This window comes from Flavobacterium sp. LC2016-23 (genome assembly GCF_009674775.1).
In the GTDB taxonomy this organism is placed as follows: domain Bacteria; phylum Bacteroidota; class Bacteroidia; order Flavobacteriales; family Flavobacteriaceae; genus Flavobacterium.
Map to the genome: position 1 here is coordinate 29,954 of NZ_WKKE01000005.1, position 16,700 is coordinate 46,653.

General features: G+C 36.0%; 16 protein-coding genes and 2 tRNA genes. 6 read left to right on the forward strand and 12 right to left on the reverse strand.

Features of this window, described 5'->3' with window-relative positions; translation table 11 throughout:
- Positions 1 to 45: 45 nt before the first annotated feature.
- Complete coding sequence (locus GJU43_RS05280) at positions 46 to 717, reverse strand: copper homeostasis protein CutC (RefSeq protein WP_154339778.1); 672 nt, start codon at positions 715 to 717, stop codon at positions 46 to 48.
- Positions 718 to 844: 127 nt separating this feature from the next.
- Entirely contained in the window at positions 845 to 1,852 is a 1,008-nt protein-coding gene (locus tag GJU43_RS05285) for a 3-oxoacyl-ACP synthase III family protein (RefSeq protein ID WP_154339779.1), read from the reverse strand.
- 265 nt (positions 1,853 to 2,117) lie between these two features.
- On the opposite strand from GJU43_RS05285, the gene GJU43_RS05290 reads away from it, so the two are divergent.
- A complete protein-coding gene (locus GJU43_RS05290) occupies positions 2,118 to 4,529 on the forward strand; it encodes a S9 family peptidase (protein WP_154339780.1) in 2,412 nt (803 codons plus the stop codon).
- 162 nt (positions 4,530 to 4,691) lie between these two features.
- Here the strand turns inward: GJU43_RS05290 and GJU43_RS05295 are convergent, their stop codons facing one another.
- The 3 genes from GJU43_RS05295 to GJU43_RS05305 all read right to left on the reverse strand — a co-directional run bounded on the left by GJU43_RS05295 (position 4,692) and on the right by GJU43_RS05305 (position 6,958).
- On the reverse strand, positions 4,692 to 5,642 hold the full coding sequence (locus GJU43_RS05295; protein WP_154339781.1) for an ABC transporter ATP-binding protein: 951 nt from the start codon (positions 5,640 to 5,642) through the stop codon (positions 4,692 to 4,694).
- 102 nt (positions 5,643 to 5,744) lie between these two features.
- The gene (locus GJU43_RS05300) at positions 5,745 to 6,440 is read right to left on the reverse strand and encodes an OmpA family protein (RefSeq protein WP_154339782.1); all 696 of its coding nucleotides are present in this window, start codon (positions 6,438 to 6,440) and stop codon (positions 5,745 to 5,747) included.
- 17 nt (positions 6,441 to 6,457) lie between these two features.
- Positions 6,458 to 6,958, reverse strand: a complete 501-nt coding sequence (locus GJU43_RS05305; protein ID WP_154339783.1) for a lipocalin family protein — start codon at positions 6,956 to 6,958, stop codon at positions 6,458 to 6,460.
- A 200-nt stretch (positions 6,959 to 7,158) separates the two neighbouring features.
- On the opposite strand from GJU43_RS05305, the gene htpG reads away from it, so the two are divergent.
- Positions 7,159 to 9,042 carry a molecular chaperone HtpG gene (gene htpG, locus GJU43_RS05310; RefSeq protein ID WP_154339784.1) on the forward strand — a complete coding sequence of 628 codons (1,884 nt, stop codon included), beginning with the start codon at positions 7,159 to 7,161 and terminating at the stop codon, positions 9,040 to 9,042.
- Positions 9,043 to 9,284: 242 nt separating this feature from the next.
- Positions 9,285 to 10,001, forward strand: coding sequence for a DUF4369 domain-containing protein (locus GJU43_RS05315; RefSeq protein ID WP_154339785.1), 717 nt, complete (start codon positions 9,285 to 9,287; stop codon positions 9,999 to 10,001).
- Between the two features lie 442 nt (positions 10,002 to 10,443).
- Here GJU43_RS05315 and GJU43_RS05320 read toward each other — a convergent pair.
- From GJU43_RS05320 to idi, 7 genes are all read right to left on the reverse strand, one after another.
- Positions 10,444 to 10,517: transfer RNA gene (locus GJU43_RS05320), tRNA-Thr, on the reverse strand.
- A gap of 108 nt (positions 10,518 to 10,625) precedes the next feature.
- A tRNA-Thr gene (locus GJU43_RS05325) sits at positions 10,626 to 10,699 on the reverse strand.
- Between the two features lie 78 nt (positions 10,700 to 10,777).
- Entirely contained in the window at positions 10,778 to 11,044 is a 267-nt protein-coding gene (locus tag GJU43_RS05330) for a hypothetical protein (RefSeq protein WP_026982865.1), read from the reverse strand.
- Between the two features lie 57 nt (positions 11,045 to 11,101).
- On the reverse strand, positions 11,102 to 12,070 hold the full coding sequence (locus GJU43_RS05335) for a type I phosphomannose isomerase catalytic subunit (RefSeq protein WP_154339786.1): 969 nt from the start codon (positions 12,068 to 12,070) through the stop codon (positions 11,102 to 11,104).
- 60 nt (positions 12,071 to 12,130) lie between these two features.
- Positions 12,131 to 12,589, reverse strand: a complete 459-nt coding sequence (locus GJU43_RS05340) for a peroxiredoxin (RefSeq protein WP_154339787.1) — start codon at positions 12,587 to 12,589, stop codon at positions 12,131 to 12,133.
- 4 nt (positions 12,590 to 12,593) lie between these two features.
- Positions 12,594 to 13,004, reverse strand: coding sequence for a 6-carboxytetrahydropterin synthase (locus tag GJU43_RS05345; RefSeq protein ID WP_154339788.1), 411 nt, complete (start codon positions 13,002 to 13,004; stop codon positions 12,594 to 12,596).
- Positions 13,005 to 13,028: 24 nt separating this feature from the next.
- Positions 13,029 to 13,556, reverse strand: a complete 528-nt coding sequence (gene idi / locus GJU43_RS05350; RefSeq protein WP_154339789.1) for an isopentenyl-diphosphate Delta-isomerase — start codon at positions 13,554 to 13,556, stop codon at positions 13,029 to 13,031.
- A 290-nt stretch (positions 13,557 to 13,846) separates the two neighbouring features.
- Between idi and msrB the strand changes: the two genes are divergently transcribed.
- From msrB to GJU43_RS05365, 3 genes are all read left to right on the forward strand, one after another.
- On the forward strand, positions 13,847 to 14,410 hold the full coding sequence (gene msrB, locus GJU43_RS05355) for a peptide-methionine (R)-S-oxide reductase MsrB (RefSeq protein ID WP_154339790.1): 564 nt from the start codon (positions 13,847 to 13,849) through the stop codon (positions 14,408 to 14,410).
- A 10-nt stretch (positions 14,411 to 14,420) separates the two neighbouring features.
- Positions 14,421 to 15,038, forward strand: a complete 618-nt coding sequence (gene msrA / locus GJU43_RS05360) for a peptide-methionine (S)-S-oxide reductase MsrA (protein ID WP_154339791.1) — start codon at positions 14,421 to 14,423, stop codon at positions 15,036 to 15,038.
- 203 nt (positions 15,039 to 15,241) lie between these two features.
- Positions 15,242 to 16,657 (forward strand): aminopeptidase P N-terminal domain-containing protein, encoded by a 1,416-nt coding sequence (locus GJU43_RS05365; protein WP_154339792.1) that lies wholly within the window; start codon positions 15,242 to 15,244, stop codon positions 16,655 to 16,657.
- Positions 16,658 to 16,700 lie beyond the last annotated feature (43 nt).

The window sequence follows — 16,700 nt, forward strand, 5'->3', positions numbered from 1 at the left end:
TGCCAACTTCAGGCCTTTTTTATTGGCAATCAAGAGTGAGGTAAATCAAAAATTAGCTCTTATTTTTTTTATTTCCTGAGAATCTGCTGTTTCCGACTGATCCGTAATGGCAGAAGAATGATAAAAAGTAGGCTGTAATGTTTCCTGCAATACCTGAATATTTGAAGATCTCAAACCTCCCCCGGGCATGATTATAATCCTGTCGCCGGCTAATTTTTGAATTTTCTCTAAAACTGAAATTCCTTCCAGAACATTTACGCCCTGTCCCGAGGTCAGAATGGTTTTAAAACCGCAGTCGATCACATCTTCCAGCGATTGCTCTACGTTTTCCACCACATCAAAAGCCCTGTGAAAAGTACAGGAAAGCGGACTGGCTAAATCTACCAGTTCTTTATTCCTTACTTTATTAACACTGCCATCTTCCTTTAAAACACCAAAAACAAACCCATCAACACCCAATTTTTTGAATTGTTTGATGTCTTGTTTCATTTCGATCAGTTCCTCATCCGAATAAACAAAATCTCCGCCCCGCGGCCTGATAATGACGTGCATTTTAATCGACAATTGTTCACGGACTCTTACGCCTAAAATATAGTTAGGCGTTGTTCCTCCAAGTTGCATATTTTCACACAATTCGATTCGGTCTGCCCCGTTTTCCTGGGCAATTATTGCCGATTCGTAATTGAAACAGGCTATTTCGAGTTGATTTTTTTTCATTTTTTACGTTATAATAACATTTTCCTGCAAAGGTTCTTCGTTTCTTAAATCAAAAACTAAACAGGTCAAAAATAAAAAACCTGTTCAGAAACTGAACAGGTTTTAATATAAAATTAAGACAGAAAGTTTACCATTTAATAATAACACTTCCCCAAGTGAATCCACTTCCGAAAGCAGCTAAAACAACGGTATCTCCTGTTTTTATTTTTCCTTGCTCCCACGCTTCTGTCAAAGCGATCGGAATAGAGGCCGCAGTGGTATTTCCATATTTCTGGATGTTATTGTATACCTGATCATCTGACAATTTGAATTTGTTCTGAATGAATTGTGAAATTCTCAAATTCGCCTGATGTGGAATCAGCATATTAATATCCGAAACTTGTAAACCATTTGCTTCCAAACCTTCGTTGATTACCTCCGCGAAACGAACTACTGCGTTCTTAAACACAAATTGCCCGTTCATGTACGGATAATAACTTTCGTCATTCGGATCATTATCTGCCAGAATATCGGTTACCCAGCGCGCTCCCATTCCCGGTGCCTGTAAAGCCAGCTCTTCAGCATGCTGTCCTTCTGAATGTAAATGGGTTGACAAAATTCCTTTTGTCAAATCTTCTTCACGGCTTAAAACAGCTGCTCCTGCCCCATCTCCAAAAATGACCGAAACACCACGTCCGCGGGTTGTCATGTCCAATCCTGTTGAATGCACTTCAGAACCAATTACTAAAATATTTTTATACATTCCGGTTTTGATATACTGGTCTGCCACTGAGATTCCGTAAATAAAACCAGAACATTGATTTCTGACATCTAAAGCACCAACAGTTCTCAACCCTAAATCACGTTGTACCAAAACTCCTGGTCCTGGAAAATAGTAATCCGGACTTAATGTAGCAAAAACTACAAAGTCAATATCTTCTTTGGCAATGCCGGAACGTTCGATTGCAATTTTAGCTGCTTTTACTCCCATAGAAGTTGTGGTATCCTCTCCACGAATGATGTGTCTGCGCTCCTGAATTCCTGTTCTTTCCTGAATCCATTCGTCATTGGTATCAATAATTTTAGACAAATCATCGTTGGTCACAACATTAGAAGGAACATAATACCCTAAGCCCGCTATTTTTGAATGATACATATTCTTTTTATTATTTGTTAAAAAATTGGATTGCAAATCTAAGTATACTTTAAAACATAAGCGTACAAATTACTATTTTTTTCGTAATTGACAATTTAATATACTTTAATAATAACTTATATTGATTCGTTTTAAATTTCAATAAAGCAATAAATTCCTATAAAACTTAAAAAAAGTTAAATTTCAAACTTAAAATGTAACAAGACTAAAGTATTTTAGACAAACATTTATGACTACCATTTTTTAAACCCCTAAAATTCAAATTATGAAATTAAAGGTTACACTATTATTATTTCTAAATTTTAGTTTTTTTGGCTTTGCACAAGAAAACCTGACTTATCAAAAGCCTTCTAAATCGATTTTAGATTTAGCAGATTACGAAAGGGCTCCTTCTGTATCTATGGATACTAAAAAAGAATATATGCTCCTGTCTTACAGAAACACATACAAAACATTAGATGATTTAAACCAGGACGAACTTCGTCTGGCTGGATTACGAATAAATCCTGTAACTAACATTTCCAGTACAGTAACTTATATTAACAACCTGAAAGTGCGAAAAATAAACAACACAGATGAAATACAGGTTGCAGGCTTACCTGATAATCCCAAAATAAGCAATGTTCTGTGGTCACCAAATGATAAAAAAATCCTGTTTTCACACACGACCAGGTCAGGAGTTGAACTTTGGGTTTTAGATGTTGCTACTGCGAAAGCTACCAAACTTACCGAGGCAACTGTAAATGCCAATCTTGGCAATCCGTTTAGCTGGTTTTTAGACAATGAAACCATATTGGTCAAAATGCTTCCTAAGAACAGACAACCTTTACTGGATTCCAAAAAAGACCTGCCAACGGGACCAATTGTTTCGAATACTTCAGGAGAAAAATCCCAAAACAGGACCTATCCGGATATGTTGAAAAACAAAAATGATGAAATTAATTTTGAAAACAGCGTGACTTCAGAATTATACAAGGTAAGCCTTAACGGAACCGCTACCTTATTTAAGGAAGCTGCTATGTTTGCCGGAGAAAGAATTTCCCCTGACGGCAATTACATTATGCTGACCACGATTCAGAAACCATTCTCTTACGTAGTTCCTTTAAACAGGTTTCCTTCTAAAACTGTTGTTTATGACAGCAGAGGAAAAGAAATTAAAGTCGTTAACGAAGTTCCTTTAAACGAAATTATTCCTAAAGGTTTTATGGCGGTACGAAAAGGAAAAAGAGAAATGAGCTGGAGAAATGACAGACCTGCTACTTTGGCTTATGTGACTGCTTTAGACGAGGGAAATCCTGCAAATAAGACAGACTTCAGAGACGAAGTTTTTCTTTGGGATGCTCCTTTTACAAGTGATCCGATTACCCTGGTAAAATTACCACAGCGTTTTTCGGGTATAACCTGGGGGAATGATAATATTGCCATTGTTTCTGACGAATGGTATGATACCCGTAATGTAAAAACATACTTAATTAATCCATCTACTCCGGGACAGGCCCCAAAGGTAATTACCGACAGAAATTCTCAGGATGTTTATTCCGATCCGGGTACTTTCGAAACCAGAAAAAACGAGTATAACAAATATGTATTAGCCCTTGAAAAAGACAATGCATACCTTATCGGGGAAGGATACACCAAAGAAGGTCAGTTTCCATTTATAGATGAATTCAATTTTAAAACCTTAAAAAACAAACGTCTTTATACTTCTTCCTATAAAGACAAAAAAGAAGATTTAATAGAAATTGAAGATTTTAAGACCGGAAAAGTGCTGGTGCAAATCCAGTCTAAAAATGATTATCCGAATTATTACTTCAGAAACATCAAAAAACAAAACAGCCTGACGCCTATTACAGCTTTCAAAAATCCTTTCGAAAGTATTAAAAATGTCAGCAAGGAAGTAATCAAATACAAACGTAAGGACGGGGTTGAACTTTCGGGAACCTTATATCTTCCTGCGGGTTATGACAAAGCAAAAAAGGAAAAATTACCTTTGTTAATCTGGGCATATCCGGCGGAATACAAAGACAAAAACAGCGCGGGTCAATCAACTCAAAACCCAAATGAGTTTACTTTTCCGTATTACGGATCATTTGTGTATTGGGTGACAAAAGGATATGTAGTTTTAGACGATGCGGCTTTCCCGATTATCGGTGAAGGAACCACAGAACCGAATGACAATTTTATTTCACAATTAGTAGATAATGCCGAAGCGGCCATCAATGCCGTTGACGCCTTAGGTTATATCAACAGAAAAAAGGTCGCTATCGGAGGGCATTCGTACGGTGCTTTTATGACGGCTAATTTATTAACACATTCCAATCTTTTTGCCTGTGGAATTGCCAGAAGCGGTGCTTACAACAGAACTTTGACACCATTCGGATTTCAAAGTGAACAGCGCAATTACTGGGAAGCCCCAGAAGTTTACAATACAATGTCTCCTTTTATGAATGCTGATAAAATGAAAACACCGCTTTTGCTGGTTCATGGTGAAGCCGATAATAATCCGGGAACTTTTACCTTACAAACAGAGCGTTATTTCCAGGCTTTAAAAGGATTGGGGGCTCCTGCAAGAATGGTAATTTTACCTAAAGAAGCGCATGGATATGTTGCCAAAGAGAACATCCTTCATTTGCTTTGGGAACAGGATCAGTTTTTAGAAAAATATTTGAAAAACTAATTCTTTAAGGTACAAAGGTTCAGAGTCGCAGAGGGGCAAAGGTTTCTTTTTTTTAGTTGGTGAGGCTCTGAGGTACTGAGGTGCTAAGTTTTTTTTAAATACAAAACCCGACAGGTTTTTGAAACCTGTCGGGTTTTGTATTAAGTATCCAATATTTTTTTCTTATAAATAATTTAAGGCCAGAAAAACACTTTCTTCAACCGGTAAATCAATTTCACTCTCAAAGAAAACCAGTTGTCGTTTATATACTGATTCTATCAGATAATGATTTCCCCGAAAATAAGTTCTTCTGATTTTAACAGGCAAATTAGATTCCGGAACCATTTTAAACTGATGCGGATACACTAACGTTTTATGTGTTTCGTCCTCGTAAGGAACTAATAAATGTGTTGCTACTTCATTGACTTCTCCAAAAAGGGACGCTACATATTTCGTTTCAGGGTCTTCATAAATTTTTGTCGGATTGTCTTTTACAATGATTTCACCGCTTCTCATTACAATAGCTTCATCAGCAAACGACAAAGCATCTGTACTGTCATGAGTGGCAATGATACAGGTAATTCCTTTTTGTTTTAAATAGCGGAATAAATTTCTTCGCAACGCATTTTTACGAAAGGCATCTATCTGGCTGAACGGTTCGTCCAGTAAAATAACCTCGGGTTCCAGAGCTAAAACTCTAACCAAAGCTACTCTTTGCTGCTGTCCTCCACTCAAAAATTTGGCTTTCACATTCGCAAACTGATCCATTTCTACCATTTCCAGTAATTCCTGAACACGCAGTTTTTTCATGTTGGCAAAACCATTCGAAAGAAACTTCCCTACGTTTTCTGCTACCGTTTCATAGGGAGACAAATCAAAATCCTGTGCCAGATATTTCATAAAAGGCATTCCGGGAATCAAATTGTGTTTAGGTCCTAAAACAGGTTTTTCATTATAATAAATCTCGCCTTCATCTAAATCATACAATCCATACATAAGCTTCAGGAGTGTGCTTTTTCCGCAGCCACTTTCTCCTATAATAGCAATATTCTGCCCTTTTTCTATTGAAAAAGTCACATTATTAATAACCGGCGCATCCGTATACGAAAAGGAGATATTTTTTATATCAAGCATTGAATTCTAATTGAGGGTTCAAATTTACAATCTTTAAAACCGAAAGTCAAAAAAAAAGCTGTTCATTACGAACAGCTTTTTTCAAATTATATTGTATAGCAATTATTTTCCAGCTTCTGTCTTAGCATCATTTACCATTTTGTCATTTGCAGTAATAGCAAATTCAACACGACGGTTTTGAGTTCTTCCTTCCGGAGTATCATTAGTGGCAATAGGATCAGCAATCCCTAAACCTGAAGTTTTAAAACGGCTTGATTTTAATCCTTTCGCTACTAAATAAGACTGCACAGCCGCAGCTCTTTGTCCTGAAAGTGTCAGATTGTATTCCGGTTTTCCGGTATTATCTGTATATCCAAAAATTTCAATATTAGTATCTCCGTATTCATTAAATACAGGAACTAATTTATCTAAATTTGCTTTTGCCTGAGTGGTAAGCGTTGATTTATTAGTATCAAAACGAACTGCATTTTCATTTAAAGTTAAGTGAATACCTTCCCCTACTCTTTCAACATCAGCGCCCGGTAAAGCCTGATCGATTTCACGCGCCTGCTTATCCATTTTATTTCCGATAAGTGCTCCTGTTCCACCTCCTACAGCAGCTCCAATTGCAGCTCCTAAGGCAGCGTTTCCGCCTTTACCTAAATTGTTTCCTAAAATACCACCAATAATACCACCGGCAACTACTCCGATTCCGGCGCCTTTTTGTGTGTTATTTGCATTTTTTACGGAATCACAACTTATAAAAAAACTTGTTAATACAAGTAAACTACTCAAACCTAAAACTGTTATCTTTCTCATTTTTATTCTTTTTAATATTAATTAGCTCTTTGAAACTGGTACGTTACCTCTTTGGTCTGACCGCCAACATTAATGGTGTCGATTAGCTGGAACGAATTATCACTTAAGCCTGCTACTTTTAGCAAATAGCCTGATTTTACATTTTTTGATTTTGTACCGGGCTCAACAATTTTAAGAACAAAAAGCCCCTGATTATTGATACTCCATACAATTGGAGACGTAAACGCAGTACAGCTTGGTGCGGTTAGTGTCATTGTACCTTTATTATTATTTGAAATAAAATTCCAGGTACTACCAATAAAACATTTTGAATCGGCAAGATCAAAGGAGTTTACTTTTATATAGTCAGAACCAGGATAAGAAACATTGGTAAGAACCCAATTTCCTTTAATAGCTACTTGAGAAGGTCTGTCAAGTTTAGTAGAAAGCGGTGTCGCTTCAGTTGAAGCTGTTGACGAAGCTGATTTACACGCAAAAAACATTGTGGCAATCAAGCAAATGAAAATAATTTTCTTCATTTTATACATTTATTTAAGTTAATACTTACACGTTTAACAATTATTATAGCGCAAATATACGATTCATAGAAATAGTTTCCTTCCAGAATCTGATTATTTTCTTTCAAAATTAACACTTGCGACATTTTGTCATTCTAAAAAGAATTGGTATTCTATTTGACTAAATGAAAGTCATCACATTAAACTAAAAATTAAAAAATATGACAACAGGTAAAATTAATGTTTCAGTAGAAAACATCTTTCCCTTAATCAAAAAATTCTTGTACAGCGACCACGAAATCTTTTTACGTGAGCTGGTTTCAAACGGAACCGATGCTACTTTAAAATTAAAACACCTAATAAGTATTGGTGAGGCAAAAGTAGAATACGGGAATCCGGTTATTGAAATCAAGATTGACAAAGAGGGTAAAAAAATCCACATTATCGATCAGGGTTTAGGAATGACAGCTGATGAAGTAGAAAAATACATCAATCAGGTTGCCTTTTCCGGAGCTGAAGAATTCCTGGACAAATACAAAGATTCTGCTAAAGATTCCGGAATTATTGGCCACTTTGGTCTTGGTTTCTATTCTGCATTCATGGTGGCAGAGAAAGTAGAAATCATTACGAAATCCTACAAAGACGAACCGGCTGCGCACTGGACCTGTGACGGAAGCCCTGAATTTACTTTAGAGCCTGCTGACAAAATTTCACGCGGAACAGAGATCATTCTTCATGTTGCAGAAGATTCTCTTGAATTTTTAGAAGATTCAAAAATCAGTGGTCTATTAAACAAATACAACAAGTTTATGCCGATTCCGATTAAATTCGGGACAAGAACAGAAACACTTCCAAAACCGGAAGATGCTCCTGAAGATTACGTAAATGAAACTGTTGAAAAAGACAACATCATCAACAATCCAAACCCGGCCTGGACCAAACAGCCGACTGAATTATCGGATGAAGATTATAAAAGTTTCTACAGAGAATTGTACCCAATGCAATTCGAAGAGCCTTTATTCAACATCCATTTAAATGTTGATTATCCGTTTAACTTAACCGGAATTCTGTACTTCCCGAAATTAGGTTCGGACATGCAAATTCAAAAAGATAAAATTCAATTGTACCAAAACCAGGTTTACGTTACCGATAACGTAGAAGGAATTGTACCTGAATTTTTAACGATGTTAAAAGGGGTTATTGACTCTCCGGATATTCCTTTGAATGTTTCCCGTTCAGGATTACAGGCTGACGGTGCAGTGAAGAAAATTTCCAACTATATTACCCGTAAAGTAGCGGACAAACTGAAAGCTTTATTTACTGAAAACCGTACTGATTTCGAACAAAAATGGAACGATATCAAAATCGTTTTAGAATACGGAATGCTTTCTGAAGACAAATTCTACGAAAAAGCAGGTGCGTTTGTATTGTATCCGACAGTTGATGATACTTACTTTACGCTTGAAGAATTAAAAGAAAAACTGAAAGACAACCAAACCGATAAAGACGGAAAACTGATTGTTTTATACGCTGGAAATAAAGATGCGCAGCACTCTTATATTGAAACTGCAAAAGAAAAAGGATACGAAGTTTTACTTTTGGATTCTCCGATCATTTCGCATTTAATTCAGAAAATAGAAGGTGATAACAGCGATTTACGTTTCGTTCGTGTCGATTCTGATCATATTGATAATCTGATCAAAAAAGATGAAAACACGATTTCTAAATTATCTGACGAAGAAAAAGAAACTTTAAAAACTTCATTGGAATCCTATATTCCAAAAGCGTATTCTGTACAACTAGAAGCAATGGACAGCCAGGCAGCTCCGTTTATTATTACGCAACCGGAATTTATGCGTAGAATGAAAGAAATGAGCCAGTCCGGCGGCGGCGGAATGTTTGGAATGGGAAATATGCCGGAAATGTACAATCTGGTTGTTAACACCAATTCTGATTTGGCTGCGAGTATTTTAAATACAGAAGATAAAACACATCAGGAGCATTTGGTAAAACAAGCTTTAGATTTAGCTAAACTATCACAAAACCTTTTAAAAGGAGAAGCATTAACTGCTTTTGTGAAAAGAAGTTTTGAAATGATCAAATAAGATTACAGCTAATAATCTGCTTAAAAGCCTGCAAATACAACTTGCAGGCTTTTTTATTTTAAAGTCCCCAGTCCGAAACACTAGTAAATAATTAAATCTAGTACTACCTGACCGATGTAACTCATTCATTTTTAAAAAAATATTCAAAAATAGCAAGGGGTTTTATTTTTAACAAAAATTAAACCCTTACTTCCCAACATTCAAACTATTTTCTTTATTTTGCAGCAAAATCTAAAAAACCAATGAAAAAATCAATTATTGCCTTTGCTACAATTGTCCTACTGGCATCCTGCAGCAAAAAAGAAACTACGGACGGTTTACATCTTACTGGAAACATAAAAGGATTAAAAAAAGGAACATTATACATTCAAAGAGTGGTGGACACTTCTCTTGTTGCTATCGACTCGATTAAAATCGACGGGAATTCAACTTTCGAAAGAGATATCAAATTAGAATCTCCGGAAATGCTTTATTTATTCCTGGATCGTGGCGTAACAAATTCACTGGATAATAATATTTTATTTTTTGCTGAACCGGGAAATCTTAACATCGAAACGAACTTAGACAATTTTATATACGGTGCTAAAATTACCGGATCTAAAAATCAGGAGTTATATGAAGAGTATAAAAAAATAAATTCCCGCTTTAATGACGAAAACCTTAACATGGTTGAATCCAAATTTAAAGCGATCAAGAGACAGGATCAAAAAGCGGTTGACAGTATCGACGCAAAACAACAGTCTAATATCAAAAGAAAATACTTATTCGCTACAAACTTCGCTATTAACCACAAAGATCACGAAATAGCCCCTTATATCGCTTTAGCGGAGATCTACGACATCAATATTAAATTTCTGGATACCATTCAAAAATCAATGACTCCAAAAGTAGCACAATCTCTTTACGGCAAAAAACTAACAAAGTATGTTAGTGATATTAAAAAATCAGAGCAGAAATAATTTTCTGAACATTATAAAATTACCAAGACGTCCTGAAAATTCAGGGCGTTTTTTTTGATCCAATACGAAATTTCAATTTTCAAATTCCAAATTCCAAATTCCAAGGTGCGGACCAACACTAAATGTTATGGAAAAACATAAAAAAATAGGCATTATTATTTTTTACCGCAAAGAAACGCAAAGATTTTTATCTAAGAATGTTTTAGAAAGCACAAAGTTCGCAAAGCAAAGTCAATAAAGCTTTGCGAACTTTGCCTTTATAAAAGCCCAGAGTAAAAAACTTAGCGTTCTTTGCGGTATTTTTTTCTCTCTCCGCAAGTTTTGAAATTGATCCCCTATTCCAATTGAAGTCGCGGTTGGAATTTGGAATTTGAAAATTGGAATTTAATTTAAGTTTAAAGCAAAAAAAAACCATCACAAAAGTGATGGTTAATTTACGTTGAGCCGGCGGAGGGACTCGAACCCACGACCTGCTGATTACAAATCAGCTGCTCTAGCCAACTGAGCTACGCTGGCGACTCATTACGGGTGCAAATATAAAGTGGTTTTTTTTATTTTCCAAAATAAATTTACCCTTTACTTTAAATAAAAAAACCACCACTAAAAAGTGATGGTTTTACGCTGAGCCGGCGGAGGGACTCGAACCCACGACCTGCTGATTACAAATCAGCTGCTCTAGCCAACTGAGCTACGCTGGCGACTCATTACGGGTGCAAATATAAAGCGGTTTTTCGTTTTACCAAAATATATTTGCACTTTTTTATACTTTTTTTTGCTTACAATTCGTTGATTTTAGCAATCAATTGATTAGCAGTTTCTTCCAATTCAACATTGATTTGTTTGAAGTGCGCTTTTTTGTTTTCAACGTTCTTAGCATTCACTTTTGTGATCAAAGTGTCAAAAGCAGCGATAGCCTGATCAATCAAAGCATTCGTTTCCGGAGTAGGATTTCCTGTAGTAGACATTTCGAATAAGTAAATTGCCTCAATAATATCTCCCAATACGAAGTTGATGTCTTTCTTTAAATTTTTAACGTTTGCCATTTTTATTTTTATTTTAATTTGCGACTGCAAAAGTACATATAATCTTTCTATTACGTGCTATGAAATGTAAATTTCTAAAATTGAAGCTTTTCCGGTCAGGATAAATGCATTTATCTCAGCCGGAACCAAAACTGTATCTCCTTTGCTATACGATTGTTTAAATCCGTCGTATTCAATTTCAAAACTTCCTTCAATACACATATAAACGGTAAAAGTTTCTCCTGTTTTCGAAACAGCAACTTTATCTTCTAAAGGAATAAAATTGGTTGTAAAATACGGGCAATCAACTACTGTATTGGATACGTTCGTCTTGGTCTCATATTTTTTCTGCGTCTCTACTTTATTATAGTTTATAGCATCGAGCGCTAAATCTACATGAAGCTCTCTGGTGTTTCCCTCTGCATCTTTACGATCGAAATCATACAAACGATACGTAATATCGGAAGTCTGCTGGATTTCGGCCACCACCAAACCGGCACCGATTGCATGAACCGTTCCGGTCTCCAAAAAGAAAACATCGCCAGGTTTTGCTTTCACATCATCTAAAATTGAAACTAAAGTTTTGTCATTTAAATGTTTCAGATATTCTTCTTTACTGGAATTTTCTTTAAATCCCACAATGATCCTTGCTTCAGGATCAGCCTGCGTTACGTACCACATTTCGGTTTTACCAAAAGAATTGTGACGCTCTTTTGCCAGTTTATCGTTGGGATGTACCTGTATGGAAAGGTCTTCACGGGCATCTAAATATTTAAAAAGCAATGGAAATTGTTTTCCGAAACGCTCATAAACTTTTGTTCCCAGGATTTCTTTTGGCATTTCTTCAATCAGATCCATTAGGGATTTACCTTTCAAAGATCCGTTAGACACTACACTTACGTCGCCTTCTACAGTAGACAATTCCCAGCTCTCGCCTGTAATTTTGGAAACAATCGGTTTATTAAGAATCGTTTTTAGTTTTTCTCCTCCCCAAATTCTTTCTTTTAAGATAGGGTCAAATTGCAAAGGGTACGTTTGTGGCTTCATAGTTTTTTTAGGGCTAATATCTTTATTAATTTAATGTTGATGTACTACTATTTTTTCAATCTATAATACTAATTCCTTGATTGTTTTTAATGCCTTAGGAATATGCTTTGAGGCATTTATACTATCAAAAATCAGAATAACAACACCATTTCGGTCTATTATATAGGTTACTCTTCCCGGCAAAAGACCGAATAAATTATCACGAACACCAAAAAGATGTCTTAATTTTTTATCCTGATCTGATAGCAATATAAAAGGTAACTGGTGTTTATTAGCGAATTTTTGATGTGATTTTACAGTATCGCTGCTGATGCCGATCACTTCTGCTCCGAGATCTTTAAAATCTTCATATTGATCTCTAAAGCTGCAGGCTTCGGTGGTACAGCCAGGTGTATTGTCTTTTGGATAAAAATAAATCACGAGCGGTTTCCGTCCCAAAACACTCTGGCTTTCAAAAACTTCTCCGTGACTATCTTTTGCAGTAAAATTCGGAACTATATCTCCTGTTTTTAATGACATTTTTTTATTCTCCTTTATAGGTTACAAAATTGCGGTCCGTTTCATTCAAAACGATTTCTAAGTCGAAATCAGGCTGAATTCTTTTTCTAATTTTATTCCATATCACAACGGCAATATTTTCTGCTGTTGGATTCAAATCCTGAAATTCGGGAACATCCAGATTCAGGTTTTTGTGATCAAACGGAATTTCTACTTCTTCCAGTATAATGTCCGCTAATACTTTCACATCTAAAACAAAACCGGTTTCGGGGTCAATTTTTCCTGTAACACTTACTGTTAAACCATAATTATGACCATGAAAATTAGGATTGTTACATTTTCCAAAAACAGCATTGTTCTTTTCCATTGTCCAATCTTTCCTATGCAATCGATGTGCAGCATTAAAATGTGCTTTTCTTGATATGGTTACTTTCATTTAGGTTTCTGGTTAGTGTATGGTTTAAATTTTATGGTCTTCCAAATAATGATAAAATTCATCAAATATTATTTTGAACCAAACGGTATAAATTTCGGGCTGTCTTTCAATATCTTCTTTTACATCTTCTATTTTCATCCACTTCCAATCCTCTACTTCGTCTGGATTAATAGCCGGATTATCATTATAATATCCGATCATGACGTGATCGAGTTCGTGTTCCGTTAAGCCATTATCAAAAGGAGCTTTGTATATAAAATGAAAAAGCTCTTTCAAATCAGCTTTAAAGCCCATTTCCTCAAATAATCTTCGGCTACCCGCTTCAATATTCGATTCTCCTTCGCGCTGGTGACTGCAACAGGTATTTGTCCAAAGCAAAGGTGAGTGATATTTTTGACGTGCGCGTTGCTGTAACATTATCTCATTTTTACCATTTAAGATAAAAACGGAGAAAGCACGGTGCAACAGCGCTTTTTCATGTGCTTCTAATTTTGGCATTAAGCCTATTTGCTCATCATTTTGATTGACTAATATTACGTTTTCTTCTATCATCAGGGCGTTTTGTACAAACAAAAATACGAAAAAAGAAATGGCTTGAAAATTTCAGAAAAGATTGTGAAAAGTTTAACGAGCCTATATTTTTACAAGTCATTAATTTTCAAAACATTGCAAGTAGTTATTTTATATAAAAACCTTTAAAAACAAGCCTTAAAACTAAAGTCAGACCGTTTACGTAAATAAGAAAACGTTAAATCATACTTAAAAAAAACTCAATTGTAAAGTGCACGACATTTCTAAACAAACTCTCGTCGTACCTTTGAAATACTAAAAAATAAAGCCTCATGAAAATCTCAAAAACAAAAACACAATTTTTCAGCCTTTGCTTTTTACTTCCGCTTTTTATTCTGCAAGCCTGCGGACAAAACAAGAAAAAAGAAAACACAAAAACTGTTATGATGGAAAACAAAATCAGCAAACCCGGAAACCCATATTACTCTAACACAGACACTACCAAATTAAAGGTAAGTGATGCAGAATGGAAAAAAGTATTACCAGAAGACGTTTATGCCGTAATGCGCGAGGCAGATACCGAAAGACCTTTTACAGGAAAATATTGGAATACGGACGAAAAAGGAACATATTACTGCGCTTCGTGCGGAAACCTGCTTTTCAGATCGGGAGCCAAATTTTCAAGCAGCTGCGGATGGCCCAGTTTTTTTGAACAGGAAAACAAAAACAGCGTGATTTATAAAAAAGACAATTCTCTGGGAATGGAAAGAATTGAAGCCTTATGCGGCAGATGCAACGGGCATTTAGGCCATTTGTTTGATGATGGACCGGAACCAACCGGAAAACGCTATTGCATGAACTCGATCGCACTTGATTTTATCCCCGATTCTAAATAATAAATAAACGATGAAAAATATATTTTTAATAGGCATTCTTGTACTATCACTAAGTGGTTTTGCACAAGACAATACAGCAAAAAAAACTTCAAAATATGAAACCATCACACTAGGCGGAGGATGCTACTGGTGTGTTGAAGCGGTTTACGAAAATTTAAACGGAGTAAAATCCGTTGTTTCCGGTTTTTCCGGAGGAAAAGTGGCTAACCCGACTTACGAGGAAGTATGCACCGGAACGACAGGCCATGCCGAAGTGGTTCAGATTACGTATGATAAAACCGTAACAGATATTAATGAAATTTTTAAAGTTTTCTTTACCGTTCATGACCCCACAACCTTAAACAGACAGGGAGCCGATGTAGGCACGCAATATCGCTCTGTCATTTTCTACCAAAATGCGGAACAGAAAAAAGCAGCAGAAAGCATTATTGCCGAGCTTAATAAAGCGAAAGTTTATGATAGTCCGATTGTAACAAAAGTGGAACCGTTCAGCAAGTTCTATAAAGCTGAGGATTATCATCAGAATTATTATGCAAACAACAAAAATCAGCCGTATTGTAAAATGGTTATTCAGCCTAAAATAGAAAAATTTGAAAAAGTTTTTAAAACCAAACTGAAAAAGAAATAATTATTAATTCCAGCAGAAAGCCGCTTATGAAAATGAGCGGTTTTTTTATGTTTTGCCACGAATTACACGAATTGCACGAATCATAATATTTCGAAATAAAGATTCGTGCAATTCGTGTAATTCGCGGCAAACCTTTTTTAATTCATTTTTTTTGTAATTTGCATCCACAAAAAAATAAAATCATCAATCAAAACTATCAAAAAATGAAGCGTTTCCTTCTGCCTTTCTTATTCTTACTTACAGTTTTCCAGATTCATTCCCAGGAAAATTTACCAGCTGATTATCTTTCAAAAGAATTCCACAAAGGACGCCGTGAAGCCTTCAGAGCACTAATGCCGGCTAATTCCGTAGCCCTTGTTTTTTCGTATCCTGAAAGAGTCTTTTCGAGAGATATCAATTACAATTTTCATCAGAATCCTGATTTGTATTATTTAACAGGCTATAAAGAACCCGATGCTGTTTTATTGATTTTTAAAGAGGCACAGGGAAGCGGTGAAACGTACAATGAAGTGATTTTTGTCCGCGAAAAAAATGCAGCCCGCGAAATGTGGACAGGAAGACGTCTGGGTATTGAAGGTACAAAATCTCAATTGGGAATCGCAACAGTATATAACGGAAGTGCCTTTAAAGATTTCGCTATTGATTTTAAAAAATTCGATAAGATCATTTACGATAAAATTCCAACCGACATCGGCAGTGATAAAAGCGGAGCTGATTTGTCCGGCTTACTTCAGAGTTTTAAAACCAAAGCCGGAATCACAAAAGAAGATGAGGGCGCTCTAGAATTGTTCCGAGCTATTACCAGTACACTTAGGGAGATTAAGACTCCTGAGGAATTAGTTTTGATGCGTAAAACCGTTAAACTTTCCTGTATTGCCCATAATGAGGTCATGAAAGCGGTTGGGCCCGACATGAGTGAAAATGAAGCAGACGGAATTCATGCTTACATTCACAGAAGGTATGGCGCAGAAGCCGAAGGGTATTCGCCAATTGTAGGCGCGGGAGCAAACGGCTGCATCTTACATTACGGAGAAAACAACAGCACTAAAATCGACAATCAGTTGCTACTAATGGATGTTGGATCTGAATATCATGGCTATTCTGCCGATGTTACCAGAACCATTCCGGCAAACGGAAAATTTACAGCCGAACAAAAAGCCATTTATCAATTGGTTTATGATGCCCAGGAAGCCGTTTTTGCCATTTGCAAAGAAGGCACTCCTCTTTTAGAGCTGAATAATAAAGCCAAAGAAGTGCTGGCAAACGGATTATTAAAGCTGGGAATTATCAAAGACTTAAAAGAAGTAAGTCTTTATTATCCGCACGGATGCTCGCATTTTCTCGGACTCGATGTTCACGACAAAGGAAATTTTAAAGGTCCGGACAGTCTTTTAAAAGAAAACATGATCATCACGGTTGAGCCGGGGATTTATATTTCAGCAAACAGCAAATGCGACAAAAAATGGTGGAATATTGGTGTTCGCATTGAAGATGATATCCTGATCAAAAAAGATTCATACGAAAACCTTTCGATTGATTCGCCAAGAAAATGGGACGAAATCGAAGCTTTAGCCAAACAAAAAAGTACTTTTAACGAAATGAAATTTCCTAAAATATAGTTTATTTTTCGCCACAGATTAAAGGATTTTCACAGATTCTAAT